This is a genomic window from Microbacterium sp. NPDC028030, assembly GCF_040637855.1.
Lineage (GTDB): Bacteria > Actinomycetota > Actinomycetes > Actinomycetales > Microbacteriaceae > Microbacterium.
On the sequence record NZ_JBEZXF010000002.1, the window covers coordinates 109,607 to 124,608 of the forward strand.

Genomic DNA, 15,002 nt, shown 5'->3' on the forward strand with positions numbered 1-15,002 from the left:
GCAGTCCTCGGCCCCACTGGTATTCTGGTTGTGGGCGTGGGGACGCACCAGGGGATGGTCTGCTGGGGGATAGCTTTTCCGCGCGCTCTGGGGAGTGGAAAAGTGACACAGGACAACCGTGGCATCTCGCGCCGAACAGTGATCCGAGGAGCCGCCTGGTCGGTGCCGGTGATCGCCGCAGCCGTCGCGATGCCGATGGCCGCCGCGAGCGGGAACGTCATCACCAACGACGCGGCGAACTACTACTGGGATGCCGAGGCGCAAGGCGGATTCACCACCCTGGTGCCGGCGACCGGCGGGCTCAAGGCCACTTTCAGCACGCAGATCAGCTATCGCGCCGACCCGTGGGTGAACCCGCCGGCCGGGGCCTCCCTGGAGGTCGTCGTGGTCTTCAGCTCGCCCGTGACGCTGGATCCCGCCTCCCCGCTCGGCTCGTGGGTGTCCGTGCCGCCGGGAGGATCGGCGGCCACGGTGTTCACCTTCACGAAGACACCGCCGAACTTCGGAGACGGACTGACCTTCAACGTGGTCGGCACTGCGCCGGGAACGCTGACCTCGACGGCGACGATGCGGCTCATTAACGGCGGAACGACGACCTGGGCGTCCGAGCCCTCGGCACAGACCGCGACCATCGTCGCCTGACGGCCTCGATGTCGGAGGGGCGGCCTACGCTGGAAGTATGCAACCCACGCGCAGTGTCCGCCCCTTCGAGGTCATCAGCGAATACGCGCCCGCCGGCGACCAGCCGCAGGCGATCGCCGAGCTCGCCGCGCGCATCAATGCGGGTGAGACCGACGTCGTGCTGCTCGGTGCGACCGGTACCGGAAAGTCGGCGACCACGGCGTGGCTCGTCGAGCAGGTGCAGCGCCCCACGCTGGTGCTCGCCCACAACAAGACGCTCGCTGCGCAGCTGGCGAACGAGTTCCGTGAACTCATGCCGAACAACGCGGTCGAGTACTTCGTCTCGTACTACGACTACTACCAGCCAGAGGCGTACGTCCCGCAGACGGACACCTTCATCGAGAAGGATTCCTCGATCAACTCGGAGGTCGAGCGACTGCGCCACTCGACCACGAACTCGCTCCTCAGCCGGCGCGATGTCGTCGTCGTGTCGACGGTGTCCTGCATCTACGGACTCGGCGCACCCGAGGAGTACCTTCGCGCGATGGTGGCGCTGCAGGTCGGGGAGCGATACGACCGCGACGCCCTGATCCGGCAGTTCATCGCGATGCAGTACAACCGCAACGATGTCGACTTCTCACGCGGGAACTTCCGGGTGCGCGGCGACACGATCGAGATCATCCCGGTCTACGAAGAGCACGCCATCCGTATCGAGCTGTTCGGCGACGAGATCGAGGCGCTGTACTCGCTCCACCCCCTCACGGGCGAGGTCATCGAGAAGCTCGATGCCGTCCCGATCTTCCCGGCGTCGCACTACGTCGCCGGCACCGACGTCATCCAGCGCTCCATCGGCACGATCGAGGCCGAACTCGAAGAGCGCCTCGCCGAGTTCGAGCGCCAGGGCAAGCTCCTCGAGGCCCAGCGACTCCGCATGCGCACGACCTTCGACCTCGAGATGCTGCAGCAGCTCGGCTTCTGCTCCGGTATCGAGAACTACTCCCGTCACATGGACGGCCGCGCGCCGGGGGAGCCGCCGCACACGCTGCTCGACTTCTTCCCCGACGACTTCCTGCTCGTGATCGACGAGTCGCATGTCACGGTCCCGCAGATCGGAGCGATGTACGAGGGCGACGCGTCGCGCAAGCGCACTCTCGTCGACCACGGGTTCCGCTTGCCGAGCGCGATGGACAACAGGCCGCTCCGGTGGGACGAGTTCAAGAACCGCATCGGCCAGACCGTCTATCTGTCGGCGACGCCGGGCAAGTACGAGATGGGGATCGCCGACGGCGTCGTGGAGCAGATCATCCGCCCCACGGGCCTGGTCGATCCCCACATCGTCGTCAAGCCGTCGAAGGGACAGATCGACGACCTGCTCGAGGAGATCCGACTCCGTGTCGAGCGTGACGAGCGCATCCTCGTCACGACATTGACGAAGAAGATGGCCGAGGAGCTCACCGACTTCCTCGGCGAGCACGGCGTCCGCGTGCGGTATCTGCACTCCGACGTCGACACCCTGCGCCGTGTGGAACTGCTCAGCGAACTGCGGGCGGGGGTGTACGACGTCCTCGTCGGCATCAATCTGCTCCGCGAGGGACTCGACCTTCCTGAGGTGTCACTCGTCGCGATCCTTGACGCCGACAAGGAAGGGTTCCTGAGGTCCGGCACCTCCCTCATCCAGACCATCGGCCGTGCGGCGCGAAACGTCTCGGGTGAGGTGCACATGTATGCGGACAAGATGACCGACTCGATGGCGAAGGCTATCGAGGAGACCGATCGTCGCCGCGAGAAGCAGGTGGCGTACAACAAGGAGAACGGCATCGACCCGCAGCCTCTGCGCAAGCGGATCGCCGACATCACCGAGGTGTTGGCGCGCGAAGGTGCGGACACGGCGGAGATGATGTCGGGTCGAGGGCGCGCATCCGGCAAGGGCAAGTCGCCGACGCCGAATCTGCGCCGCACCGGGATCGCCGCCGAGGGTGCGCAACAGCTCGAGGCCACGATCCAGGACCTGTCCGACCAGATGCTCGCGGCGGCTTCCGAGTTGAAGTTCGAGTTGGCCGGTCGGCTGCGCGACGAAGTGCAAGACCTCAAGAAGGAGCTCCGCGCGATGGAGCGTGCTGGTCACGCATAGACAGGGGTCGACAGATGGATGCTGCGGGGCACGAGTTGGCCGATCGGATCAGGGCGCTGTTGAGCGCCGAAGCGGAGGTCGAGGAGCGGCGCATGTTCGGAACACGCGCGTTCCTCCATGACGGGCATATCCTCCTGGGGGCCAGGCCCGGCGGCGTTCTCCTGGTCCGCGTCGATGATGAGAGCGGCGCGGCGCTGCTCACCAGGCCCGGGGCGACGCGCGCGGTGATGGGAGCGCGGACCATGAGCTCGGGATGGCTCGACATCGCCCCCGCTGTCCTCACGACAGACGACGAGCTGATGTTCTGGCTCGACGCGGCACGGGAGTCGTCAGGATCCGCTGTCGAGACGTCGGAGCGAGACTGACGCTACGGGCAGTGCACCAGGGTCTTCGGCCCCGAGCGGTCGATCTCATGCTGAGACATCGGTGCGCCGCACAGGGGGCAGGCGCGCGCAGCACGCTCCGCGGCACTGGGCGGCGGTGTCTTCTCGTACGGGCCGACGGACGCAGGACCGGCGAAACGGATCAGGTTCGAGTTCACCCAGGAATAGAGGCCTCCGGCCTCGCGGATCCGGGTGCGGAGGGGAGGGCGTTCGGAATCCTGATCCATGTTCATTAGTGTACTAATCATTAGTGCGGTTGTATAGTCGCCTTGTGACCGCAACCGATGACCTGCTCAAGCTGGAGAACCAGTTGTGCTTCGCCCTGGTGACCGCCGCGCGCAACGTCGTCGCCCTGTATCGACCGATCCTCGAGCCGCTCGGACTGACGCATCCGCAGTACCTGGTCATGCTCGCGCTCTGGGAGAGGGCGCCGCGCACCCTCAACGACCTCGCGGTCGACCTCGCATTGGAACCCGCGACAGCTTCGCCACTGGTGAAGCGCCTCGAAGTCGAGGGGCTCGTCGCTCGACAGCGCAGCAGCGAGGACGAGCGACGCCTGGAGATCACGCTCACCGCGGCGGGCGCTGCGCTGCGCGAACGTGCTGTCGAAGTTCCGCGCCAGGTCATGGCGGCGGTGGGGATGGACATCGACCAGATCACTGCGCTCCGAGACGGCCTCGGTCCCTTCGCCGGGCGGCGTCCCGACCTCGCATGAGGATCTGCTGACCGATATCCGCGCCACAGAGCTGGCTCGTGCTGCCCCGCGCCTAGGGTAAGAGACATGTCGCGCACTGAAGCCCCGGTCGAGGTCGACCGCCGCGTCGTGGGTCTCGGTGTGATGCGTGTCCTGCTTCCGCTGATCGCCGTGGTCGGTCTGTTCGCGATTCTGATGTTCGCCGCCGCACAGCAGGGGCGTCCGCAGTTCGGTGTCCTGCCAGACGCCGAGCCGGAGCCCATCGATGCCGAGATCATCGAGCCCCTGCCGTCGGAGACCACACCGCCGCCGATGGTGCCTACCGAGGATTCGCCGCTGCTCCGCATCATCGGCATCGTCCTGGCGGTCCTCGTCGCGGTCGCGGTGCTCGCGTTGCTGTTCTCGGCCGCGCGCATACTCGTCCGCTTCCTGAGGGGACTCTGGCGGGATCGCCCCTTGACGCGGCGCGAAGCATCCGAGGTCGAGGCGACGACGGGGATGGTCGCGACGCCGGAGCCCGAGCCCGATGCGGAGACGATCAGGCGGGGGATCGACGAAGCGATCCGCACGATCGATGCTCGCCCGTCGCCGGGCGACAGCATCGTCGCAGCCTGGGTCGGACTCGAGGAGTCGGCAGCGGATGCCGGGGCAGGCCGCGGCGTGAACGAGACGCCGTCGGAGTTCACTGCTCGCATCATCGGACGTCGAGCCGGCATCGGCGCCGAGGTCGTCACCCTTCTGGGCTTGTACGAACAGGTGCGCTTCGGCGGCGTCGACGCGGATGAGGGCGATCGTGCGGCGGCGGCGTCGTGTCTGCGCGGCATCCAGGCGGGATGGCGATGAAGCGACGGTTCCTCCTCGTCGCCCTGTGCACTGCCGTCGCCGTGGGCGGAGTGGCCGCCCTGGGAGCACTGGGTGTACCGGTCGCGTTCGCCCTGTCCTGGGCGATGATCGTGCTGACGATCGTTCTCGTGAGCCGTCAGGTCTTCTTCGACGAGAGCTCGCTCTGGCCACCCGAACGCGCCCGACGTCCCGAACGCGGCTCCGAGGTGTCGCGCCTCGCCTGGTCCATCAACTCCCGAACCGGAGTGGCCGGACACGTCGTGGTGCGTCGAGTTCAGAACGTCCTCCGACGCCGGCTCGCGCTTCGCGGCCTCGACCTCGACGACCCCGATGCGCGCGATGACATCGACGCCCTCCTCGGTGCGGGGGTGCGTGACGCGCTCCACATGCGCGAGGTGCGGGCCGATGACCTCGAACGCGTGCTCGATGCGATCGAGCGCCTGCACCGCCGACCCGCTTCAGGACACGTCCCCGACCCCCGACACGCCGTCCACCGACCGGAGGAGTACCGATGAACACTGACGAGATCACGCAGATCGCCGCTCTCGGACGTCGTGTCCGAGAAAGTGTCGGCACCGCTGTCGTCGGGATGGAGGAGCCGCTCACGCTCGCCCTCGGGGCCATCCTCGCCGGCGGTCACGTCCTGTTCGAAGACGTCCCAGGGCTCGGCAAGACCCTCGCGGCCCGGAGCCTGGCGGCGGCGCTCGGACTCGACTTCCGGCGGCTGCAGTGCACCCCCGACATGCTTCCCGGAGACGTGACGGGCTCCTACGTCTATGCACCGACGACGGGAGAGTTCCAGTTCCGCCCCGGACCCATCTTCACCGGTCTCCTGCTGGCGGACGAGGTGAACCGGACCACGCCGAAGACGCAGTCCGCGATGCTCGAGGCCATGGCGGAGCACCAGGTCACCGTCGAAGGGAACAGTTTCCCGCTCCCGCAGCCGTTCCACGTCATCGCCACGTCGAATCCCATCGAGTACGAGGGCACCTATGCGCTTCCGGAGGCACAGCTGGATCGCTTCATGGTGCGACTCTCCGTCGGCTATCCCGTCGTCGAGGACGAGACGCGCATCATCCTCGATCGCGTGCGGAGAGAGACGGCGGATGTCGTCGTCGAGCAGGTCGTCGATGCGGACGGCCTTCGAGCGATCCAGCGTGCCGTGGAGCGCATCCACGTGGACGAGGATGTCGCACGGTATTGCGTGGAGCTGGTCAGAGCGACGCGAGTCGCGGCCGATGTCTCCGTGGGCGCGTCGCCTCGCGGGTCGCAGTCGTTGGTGCTGCTCGGCCGTGCTCTCGCGGCCCTGGACGGCCGCGCCTACGTCCGGCCGGATGACATCAAGCGCATCGCTGAGCCGGTACTCGCGCACCGGCTGACCCTCACACCCCAGGCCTGGGCGCAGGGCGTCGATCCGCGCTCGGTGGTCGCGAGGACCGTAGCGACCACCCCGGTGCCCCCGACCGTGTCGGCGGCCCGGTGACCGACACGCTCCGCACCACACGGCGCGCCACGCTCCATTGGCAGCGGACGCCGGTGGTGGCGGTCGGACTCGCCGGCGTCGGCCTGCTCGTGGGCGCGGGACTCGCGTTCTCCCGGCCGGACGTCATCGGCATCGCCCTGCCCCTCGCCCTCACGACGGTGTGGATGCTGCTGCGCCGACCGGAGAGTGCCGACCTGCACCTGGAGCTGCGCGCGCGGCCCGGTGGACGTGAGGGCCAGCCGGAGGCGCGGGCAGACGTCGACGTCCGCGTGGACGCGGATTGGGTGCAGCTCGCGATCGATCAGGACAAGGGCCCTGCTGGTCTCGCCGACGTCCGCCCCGGACATGCCGTGCTCGAGTCGACGACACGTCTGCAGCACTCGGGCCCGTTGGAGCTGCTGGCCGTCACAGCCCGCTGCGCCACGCTGGACGGCGCCTGGATCACGGAAGACGCGCCGCGTGTCGGGATCCACTGGAACACGCCGCCGCGGCTTCGGCGCATCAGACGGCTTCCCGTCGCGCCGCGCCTCGCGGGTCTGCACGGCTCCCACGAGGGAGGCCGACCCGGTCAGGGCGGCGACTTCCGCGACATCCATCCGTTCGCTCCCGGCGACGAGCTGCGCCGGGTGGACTGGCGTGCGACGGCACGGACCGCGCGGCGCCAGGGCGAGCTGCTGGTGCGGAGGACCAACACGCTGAGCGAATCGTCGGTCGCGATCGCCGTCGACACGATCGAGGATCTGGGCACGGCGGTGGCGAGCTGGGATGCGGCGGACCCCGACCGGTCGGGGGTCACGTCTCTCGACCTCGCCCGCGAAGCAGCGCTCGCCATCGCGACAGCGGCGGTCGAAGAGGGAGATCGGGTCACGTATCACGCACTGGCGGTAGGCGGGCGGAGCGTGCCTTCCGGGGGAGGAGCACGTCACCTCGCGCGAATAAGGGATGTCATCGCCGCGACCGGGCAGAGCGCGGACGGCACGAGCTATCGCCGGTCGCCGGTCGTGCCGGCAGGTTCCATCGTGTTCGTGCTCTCGACGTTCTTCGACGGGGTCGCCGCGCAGCTTGCGACACGATGGCGCGCAGCCGGTCATGCGGTGGTCGCCGTCGATGTGCTTCCGACGCCCGACACGGCGCGCCTCACGCGCGAACAGCGGATCGCCTTTCGGACAGTCCTGGCGGAACGCGCAGACATCCTCGTCGAACTGCGCAGGACGGGAATCGAGGTGGTGTCGTGGGCTGAGCCCGATGCGGACGCCGCGATGCGGGTGGCGGCGCTCCGTCAACAGCGGATGCGAGCGGTGCGCCGATGACCCGCCGCGTCCGCTCCATCCGGGTGCCTGGCGCGGTGCGCGGCATCACGCTCCGACTGCTCCTCGTCGCCGTCGTGGGTGTGGGGGCGGCGGTCCTCGTACCGTTCCCCCTGTGGCAGGGCGTCGCGCTTCTCGCCGCCGTGGTGTCGGTGATCATCCCTCGGTCGCTCGCCGCGTGGGCGTCGGCCGCGTGTCTCGTGTTCGGAGTTCTCCTCACAGAGCCTGCGCCCGGACGCACGGCGGTCGCGGTGCTGCTGGTGCACGCCGTGCACATCCTCGCGTCGCTGAGCCTCGCGGTGCCGATGGCATCACGCCTTGCACTGCAAGCGCTGCGTCCCACCCTCGTGCGTTTCGCGGTCGTCCAGGCGCTCTCGCAGCCGCTGGTGTTCGCTGCGTGGCTCCTGGCGCCGAGCGGCGTCGACCGCGGCATCGCCTGGCTCGCGCCGGCGGCGGCGGCTCTCCTGCTCTTCGGCGTGCTGCTCGAATTGCGCGCGGCGAAGCGGGCGGACGCGGGCGTGGAGGCGGAGTCTGAGAGCCCATCCGGAGCCGATGTCCGTGGCCCCTCGTAGACTTGTTCGGTGCCCATCGTCCCCGTTGCTTCCCCAGGAAAACTCAGTGTCCGCGGTGCCCGCGTCCACAATCTCAAGAACGTCGACATCGACATCCCCCGCGACTCCCTCGTCGTGTTCACCGGCCTGTCCGGATCGGGGAAGTCGAGTCTCGCGTTCGACACGATCTTCGCCGAGGGGCAGCGTCGCTACGTCGAATCGCTGAGCGCCTATGCGCGCCAGTTCCTCGGGCAGGTCGACCGCCCCGACGTCGACTTCATCGAGGGCCTGAGTCCTGCGGTCTCGATCGACCAGAAGTCCACGAACCGCAACCCGCGATCCACGGTCGGCACGATCACCGAGATCTACGACTACATGCGCCTGCTCTGGGCGCGTATCGGCGTGCCCCACTGTCCGGAGTGCGGAGAGCGTATCCAGCGCCAGACCGTGCAGCAGATCGCCGACCAGCTCATGGAGCTGCCGGAGCGCACCCGCTACCAGGTCGTCGCTCCGATCGTCTCGCAGAAGAAAGGCGAGTTCGTCGATCTGTTCCGCGAACTCGGCGCGAAGGGCTACTCGCGCGCGATCGTCGACGGTGACCTCATCCAGCTCGCGGAACCCCCGACGCTCAAGAAGAGCTACAAGCACGACATCGCCGTGGTCGTCGACCGCCTGGTCGCCTCCGACGACATCCTCGGCCGCGTCACCGACTCCGTCGAGACGGCCCTGGGGCTCGCCGGTGGCGTCGTGCAGATCAACTACGTCGACGGTGAGGGCGACGACGCGTGGCAGACGTTCTCCGAGAAGTTGGCCTGCCCCAACGGTCACGCCCTCACGCTCACCGAGATCGAGCCGCGCACGTTCTCGTTCAACGCACCGTTCGGCGCCTGCCCTGCATGTTCCGGACTCGGCACGCGCATGTCCGTCGACGTCGACCTGATGCTCGGCGACGAAGACCTCTCGATCCGCGAGGGCGTCATCATCCCCTGGACCACCCAGGGCAAGGGACTCTTCCAGTACTACGAACGGCTGCTCGAGGGACTCTCGCGCGACCTCGACTTCTCACTCGACACTCCCTGGCGTGAACTGCACTCCGACGTGCAGGATGCGGTGCTGCGCGGCGAGAACTACAAGGTCACCGTCAAGTGGAAGAACCGCTACGGCCGCGAGATGCGCTACGCCTCCGGGTTCGAAGGCGTCGTGCCGTACATCGAGCGCCAGTACCTCCAAGCGGAGTCCGACAACCAGCGCAGCCGATGGGGCGAGTACCTCCGCGAGGTGCCCTGCCCGGTCTGCGACGGCAACCGCCTCAAGCCCGAGGTACTCGCTGTGCAGGTGCACGGTCACTCCATCGCCGAGGTCTCGCACCTGAGCCTGGCCGACGCGCGCGCGTTCATGGAGACCCTCACGCTCACCGATCGTGAAGCGCAGATCGCGGCGCAGGTGCTCCGCGAGATCCGACTGCGCCTGGACTTCCTTCTCCAGGTCGGGCTCTCCTACCTCAACCTCAGCCGTTCGGCGGGCTCGCTCTCGGGCGGGGAGGCGCAACGCATCCGCCTGGCGACGCAGATCGGCTCCGGCCTCACCGGGGTCCTCTATGTGCTCGACGAGCCGTCGATCGGACTCCACCAACGCGACAACCGCCGTCTCATCGAGACGTTGCTCACGCTCCGCGACCTCGGGAACACGCTGATCGTGGTCGAGCACGACGAAGAGACGATCGAGGCGGCCGACTGGGTGGTCGACATCGGTCCGGGTGCCGGCGTCAACGGCGGCGAGGTCGTGCACTCGGGGCCCTACTCGGCGCTGCTCAGCGACAGCGACTCGATGACGGGCGAGTACCTCTCCGGGCGCCGTGAGATCCCGATGCCGAAGAAGCGTCGCAAGATCGACAAGAAGCGCATGTTGAGCGTCGTCGGCGCGCGCGCGAACAACCTGCGCAACGTGACCGCCGACTTCCCGCTCGGCGTGCTGACCGCGGTCACCGGCGTGAGCGGCTCCGGCAAGTCCTCGCTCGTGAACGACATCCTGTACCAGGTGCTCGCCTCGCGGCTGAACGGGGCGCGGACGGTCCCCGGCAAGCACACGCGCGTGACCGGTCTCGACAACCTCGACAAGGTCGTCCACGTCGACCAGGCTCCGATCGGCCGCACTCCGCGGTCGAACCCGGCGACCTACACGGGCGTGTTCGACCGCATCCGCACCCTCTTCAGCGAAACACCGGAGGCGAAGGTCCGTGGCTACCAGCCGGGTCGCTTCAGCTTCAACGTCAAGGGTGGTCGCTGCGAGGCGTGCTCGGGCGACGGCACGATCAAGATCGAGATGAACTTCCTCCCCGACGTGTACGTGGACTGCGAGGTCTGCCACGGCAAGCGCTACAACCGCGACACGCTGGCCGTGCACTACAAGGGCAAGAACATCGCCGAGGTGCTGGAGATGCCGATCGAGGAGGCCGCGGAGTTCTTCGAGCCGATCCAGGCGATCCACCGCTACATGAAGACGCTCGTCGACGTCGGCCTGGGCTACGTACGGCTCGGGCAGTCTGCGACGACGCTGTCGGGGGGAGAGGCCCAGCGCGTCAAGCTCGCGACCGAGCTCCAGCGGCGCAGCAACGGCCGCAGCATCTACGTGCTCGACGAGCCGACGACCGGTCTGCACTTCGAAGACGTCCGCAAGCTCCTCGAGGTGCTCAACGGTCTGGTCGACAAGGGCAACACGGTGATCGTCATCGAGCACAACCTCGATGTCATCAAGTCGGCCGACTGGGTGATCGACCTCGGTCCCGAGGGCGGCTCCGGCGGAGGCCAGATCATCGCCACCGGCACCCCGGAGCAGATCGCGCGTGTCGAGGAGAGCCACACCGGGCTGTTCCTCGGCGAGATCCTGGGTGAGGGGCGCGCCGCGCGGAAGGCCAGCTGATGGCCGACGTCCTGCCGTACAAGCCACGGCCGGGGGAGATCCCCACCGATCCTGGGGTGTATCGCTTCCGCGACGCCTCCGGCCGGGTGCTGTACGTCGGCAAGGCGAAGAACCTCCGGCAGCGACTGTCGAACTACTTCGCACCGCTGCGGACACTGCACGAACGCACACGCCGCATGGTCACCACGGCGGCGTCGGTGGAGTGGACCGTCGTACCGACGGATGTCGACTCCCTCCAGCTGGAGTACATGTGGATCAAGGAGTTCGATCCGCCCTTCAACGTCCGGTACAAAGACGACAAGTCGTATCCGTTCATGGCGGTGACGCTCGCCGACGAGGCACCTCGCGTGATCGTCACCCGCAATCGCCGGATCCCCGGGGCGCGGTACTTCGGTCCCTTCCCGAAGGTGTGGGCGGTGCACGAGACCATCGACCTGATGATCAAGGTGTTCCCGATCCGCACGTGCAGCGACTCCAGCTACCGTCGCGCCATGCAGACCGGGAGGCCGTGCTTCCCCGGTCAGATCGGCAAGTGCGGCGGACCGTGCTCGATGACCGTGACGATCGAAGAGCACCGCGCGATGGTCGACGACTTCGTCGCGTTCATGGCCGGCGGCGACGAGCGCTTCACGCGAGACCTCACGAAGCGGATGCTGGCCGCGTCCGCGGCGATGGACTACGAGGCCGCGGCGAAGTACCGCGACAAGCTGTCCGCGATCGAGGCCGTGCTCGGCAAGAGTGCGCTCGTGCTCCCCTCCGACGAGGATGCCGACCTGTTCGGCATCGCCGAGGACGAGCTGGCCGCCGCCGTGCAGCACTTCGTGATCCGCGGTGGGCGAGTACGCGGCGTCCGCGCTCTGACGATCGAGAAGGAGATCGACATCTCCAGCGGTGAGCTCGTCGAGCAGGTCCTGCAGCAGGCGTATGGCGAAGCGCAGGATGTTCCTCGACGGATCCTGGTGCCCACGCTGCCCGAGGACGCCGTCGAACTGGAGCTGTGGCTGCGCGAACGACGCGGCAAGAAGGTCGAGATCGCCGTCGCACAGCGAGGTCAGCGAGCCGATCTGATGCGCACCGCTACCCTCAACGCCCAGCAGGCGCTCATCAGATACAAGACGCGGCGCACGACGGACTACGTCGCACGCACCCAGGCGTTGACGGATCTGCAGGAGGCGCTGGGGATGACCGAGGCTCCGCTGCGCATCGAGTGCTTCGACATCTCGCACCTCGGCGGAACGAACGTCGTCGCGTCGATGGTGGTCTTCGAAGACGGGCTTCCTCGCAAAGACCAGTACCGTTCGTTCAACATCGCCGAGACGACCGACGACACCGACTCGATGTATCAGGTGCTGCGTCGTCGGCTCGCCCATCTCGACCGCCCCGAGGAGATCGAGGTGATCGACCCCACCACGGACGAGATCGTCGGAGAAGACCTCGGTGAGGCTACCGTGCGGCGCAAGCCCCGCTTCGCGTACCCGCCGCAGCTCCTCCTCGTCGACGGCGGCAAACCTCAGGTCGAGGCCGCGGCCAGAGCGCTCCGAGACGCCGGGCACACCGAGATCGCCGTGTGCGGCATCGCCAAGCGCCTCGAAGAGGTGTGGCTGCCCGGCGAGGATTTCCCGGTGATCCTGCCCCGCACGAGCGAGGCGCTGTACCTGCTCCAGCGTCTGCGTGACGAAGCACACCGATTCGCGATCACCCACCAGCGCAAGAAGCGGCGGAACGACATCGGCTCGATCCTGTCCGAGGTGCCGGGGCTGGGGGCGTCGCGCATCAAGGTCCTGCTGAAGCACTTCGGCTCGGTGACCGCGCTCCGCGCGGCGGAACCTGGCGAGATCGAACAAGTCCAGGGAATCGGGCCGGTACTCGCCCAGAACATCCATACGCACCTCTCCACTCGCTAGGCTGGAGCCAGAGGGGGAGAGGGAGCGCTGAGAGAGATGGCTGACGGGGAGAAGGGCGAGTTCCTCATCGTCACGGGGATGTCCGGCGCGGGTCGGACCACGGTGGCGAACGCGCTCGAGGATCTCAGCTGGTACGTCGTCGACAACCTGCCCCCGCAGATCCTGCGCCCGCTCCTCGACCTGACCGACATGGGCGGCGACGCGCTTCCGAAGGTCGCCGCCGTCGTCGATGTCCGTGGGCGAAACCTGTTCGACGACTTCCCCGGCGTGGCGCGGGCGCTGCGCTCGCGTGGATCCGTCCGGGTCCTGTTCCTCGATGCGTCCGACGACGTGTTGGTGCGCAGGTTCGAATCCGTGCGTCGACCGCATCCGCTCCAGGGCGGGGGCACGCTGCTCGACGGCATCCGCACCGAGCGGACCAGGCTCGCGCCGATCCGCGAGGCCGCGGATCTGGTCATCGACACCTCGGGCCTGAACATCCACCAGCTGGCCACGAAGGTGTCCGACATCTTCTCCGAAGAGGGCGAGGCCCGTCATCGGGTCACGCTTCTCAGCTTCGGGTTCAAGTACGGGCTGCCAACCGACGTCGACATCGTCGCCGATATGCGGTTCCTCCCCAACCCGTTCTGGAACGAGGAACTGCGCGGACTCACGGGCCAGGATGAGACCGTCCGGGATTACGTCCTCTCGCGCGACGGTGCGATGGAGTTCCTCGACGCCTATTCCACGGCCCTCGTGCCCGTGCTGGAGGGCTACCAGCGCGAGAACAAGAGCCACTCCACGATCGCGATCGGGTGCACGGGCGGCAAGCACCGCTCCGTGGCGATGTCGGAGGAGCTCGCTCGGCGGCTCGCCGCCATCCCCGGGGTGGCCGTGACCGTCCGTCACCGGGACCTCGGCCGAGAGTAGCGGGCCGCCCGGCCGAGTAAGCTGGACGTTTGCGCCGCGATCCGGCGCGTGAACGTGAAGGAGTGTCGTGGCACTAACCACCGACGTCAAGGCCGAGCTGGTCAGCATCCGCAACGCACCCCCGACGGTGCGCGTCGCGGAAGTGACCGCGATCCTCCGGTTCGCCGGCGGGCTGCATTCGATCGCCGGTCGCGTGGCCGTCGAGGCGGAGGTGGACGCGGAGACGCTCGCGCGGCGGGTAGCCAGGGACCTCGCGGAGATCTACGGCGTGCGCCCCGAGATCGCGCAGGTGCAGTCGAGCACCGCGAACGAGGGGGCACGCTGGGCCGTGCGCGTCATCGCCCAGGGGGAGACGCTCGCCCGCCAGACCGGACTCCTCGACCAGCGTCGTCGCCCCGTGCGTGGACTGCCGAATCGACTCACCACGGGCTCCCGCGCGGAAGTCGCGGGTCTGTGGCGCGGTGCTTTCCTTGCCGCAGGCACGCTCAGCGAGCCGGGCCGATCGGCGATGCTCGAAGTCGTCTGCCCCTCGTCGGAGGCCGCGATGGCGCTGGTGGGCGCCGCCCATCGTCTCGGCGTGGCGGCCAAGGCGCGGGAGGTGCGTGGCATGCCCCGCGTCGTGGTCCGTGAGGGTGAGGCGATCCGCACGATCCTGAACGAGATGGGCGCGCAGAAGACCGCCGTCGCGTGGGAAGAGCTGCGCCAGCGACGCGAGGTGCGTGCCGGCGTCAACCGCCTGGTCAACTTCGACGATGCGAACCTGCGGCGCTCGGCGCAGGCCGCCGTTGCCGCATGTGCGCGCGTGGAGCGCGCACTCGAGATCCTCGCCGACGAGGTGCCGGATCACCTGAAGGTGGCGGGAGAGCTTCGTCTCGCACACCGTGACGCCAGCCTCGACGAGCTCGGGCACCACGCTGACCCGCCGCTCACGAAAGACGCCGTTGCGGGACGCATCCGTCGCCTGCTGGCCATGGCCGACAAGCGTGCGCAGCAGGAGGGCATCCCCGGCACCGAGGCGGCTGTCCCGGTCGGTCTCGACGTCTGAGGGCACGGCGTCCGGCGGGCTCGGCATCCGGTCGATGAGCTCGGATCGCAGCTCTCGCCGACCAGGATGACTCGATGTGTCAACCCCTGGAAGGATCCCGTCCGACGTCGCGTTGTCGTCAGTAGGATGAGAGACGTCCGCTCTTCGTCGCACATCGGCGGCGCGGAGGATCGGCAAGCGCCGCGGCGCGGCGCGGATTGGATGAAAGCGAC

General features: G+C 68.1%; 14 protein-coding genes. 13 read left to right on the top strand and 1 reads right to left on the bottom strand.

From position 1 onward, the window contains the following. The first annotated feature begins 102 nt into the window (after positions 1 to 102). From AB0E56_RS09345 to AB0E56_RS09355, 3 genes are read left to right on the top strand one after another with little or no spacing between them, the layout of a single operon-like run. On the top strand, positions 103 to 642 hold the full coding sequence (locus AB0E56_RS09345) for a hypothetical protein (protein ID WP_359798412.1): 540 nt from the start codon (positions 103 to 105) through the stop codon (positions 640 to 642). Between the two features lie 37 nt (positions 643 to 679). Next, a complete protein-coding gene (gene uvrB / locus AB0E56_RS09350; protein ID WP_359798414.1) occupies positions 680 to 2,752 on the top strand; it encodes an excinuclease ABC subunit UvrB in 2,073 nt (690 codons plus the stop codon). Between the two features lie 14 nt (positions 2,753 to 2,766). Next, positions 2,767 to 3,117 (top strand): TfoX/Sxy family protein, encoded by a 351-nt coding sequence (locus tag AB0E56_RS09355; protein WP_359798416.1) that lies wholly within the window; start codon positions 2,767 to 2,769, stop codon positions 3,115 to 3,117. Positions 3,118 to 3,119: 2 nt separating this feature from the next. Here AB0E56_RS09355 and AB0E56_RS09360 read toward each other — a convergent pair whose 3' ends face one another. Next, entirely contained in the window at positions 3,120 to 3,362 is a 243-nt protein-coding gene (locus AB0E56_RS09360; RefSeq protein WP_359798417.1) for a hypothetical protein, read from the bottom strand. A 44-nt stretch (positions 3,363 to 3,406) separates the two neighbouring features. On the opposite strand from AB0E56_RS09360, the gene AB0E56_RS09365 reads away from it, so the two are divergent. From AB0E56_RS09365 to whiA, 10 genes are all read left to right on the top strand, one after another. Next, complete coding sequence (locus AB0E56_RS09365) at positions 3,407 to 3,850, top strand: MarR family transcriptional regulator (RefSeq protein WP_359798419.1); 444 nt, start codon at positions 3,407 to 3,409, stop codon at positions 3,848 to 3,850. Positions 3,851 to 3,916: 66 nt separating this feature from the next. Next, positions 3,917 to 4,672, top strand: coding sequence for a DUF4129 domain-containing protein (locus AB0E56_RS09370; protein ID WP_359798421.1), 756 nt, complete (start codon positions 3,917 to 3,919; stop codon positions 4,670 to 4,672). Beyond that, positions 4,669 to 5,187 carry a hypothetical protein gene (locus tag AB0E56_RS09375; RefSeq protein WP_359798423.1) on the top strand — a complete coding sequence of 173 codons (519 nt, stop codon included), beginning with the start codon at positions 4,669 to 4,671 and terminating at the stop codon, positions 5,185 to 5,187. Before AB0E56_RS09370 ends, AB0E56_RS09375 begins: the two co-directional genes overlap by 4 nt. Continuing rightward, positions 5,184 to 6,155, top strand: a complete 972-nt coding sequence (locus AB0E56_RS09380; protein ID WP_359798425.1) for a MoxR family ATPase — start codon at positions 5,184 to 5,186, stop codon at positions 6,153 to 6,155. The genes AB0E56_RS09375 and AB0E56_RS09380 overlap by 4 nt, the downstream gene beginning before the upstream one ends. Beyond that, positions 6,152 to 7,465, top strand: coding sequence for a DUF58 domain-containing protein (locus AB0E56_RS09385; RefSeq protein WP_359798426.1), 1,314 nt, complete (start codon positions 6,152 to 6,154; stop codon positions 7,463 to 7,465). Before AB0E56_RS09380 ends, AB0E56_RS09385 begins: the two co-directional genes overlap by 4 nt. Further along, complete coding sequence (locus AB0E56_RS09390) at positions 7,462 to 8,034, top strand: hypothetical protein (RefSeq protein WP_359798427.1); 573 nt, start codon at positions 7,462 to 7,464, stop codon at positions 8,032 to 8,034. The genes AB0E56_RS09385 and AB0E56_RS09390 overlap by 4 nt, the downstream gene beginning before the upstream one ends. 9 nt (positions 8,035 to 8,043) lie before the next feature. Then, the gene (gene uvrA / locus AB0E56_RS09395; protein ID WP_359798429.1) at positions 8,044 to 10,932 is read left to right on the top strand and encodes an excinuclease ABC subunit UvrA; all 2,889 of its coding nucleotides are present in this window, start codon (positions 8,044 to 8,046) and stop codon (positions 10,930 to 10,932) included. Then, entirely contained in the window at positions 10,932 to 12,836 is a 1,905-nt protein-coding gene (gene uvrC, locus AB0E56_RS09400; protein ID WP_359798430.1) for an excinuclease ABC subunit UvrC, read from the top strand. Before uvrA ends, uvrC begins: the two co-directional genes overlap by 1 nt. A gap of 36 nt (positions 12,837 to 12,872) precedes the next feature. Continuing rightward, the gene (gene rapZ / locus AB0E56_RS09405) at positions 12,873 to 13,745 is read left to right on the top strand and encodes an RNase adapter RapZ (RefSeq protein WP_359798431.1); all 873 of its coding nucleotides are present in this window, start codon (positions 12,873 to 12,875) and stop codon (positions 13,743 to 13,745) included. Between the two features lie 67 nt (positions 13,746 to 13,812). Beyond that, entirely contained in the window at positions 13,813 to 14,790 is a 978-nt protein-coding gene (gene whiA, locus AB0E56_RS09410; RefSeq protein ID WP_359798433.1) for a DNA-binding protein WhiA, read from the top strand. The last annotated feature ends 212 nt before the right edge of the window (positions 14,791 to 15,002 follow it).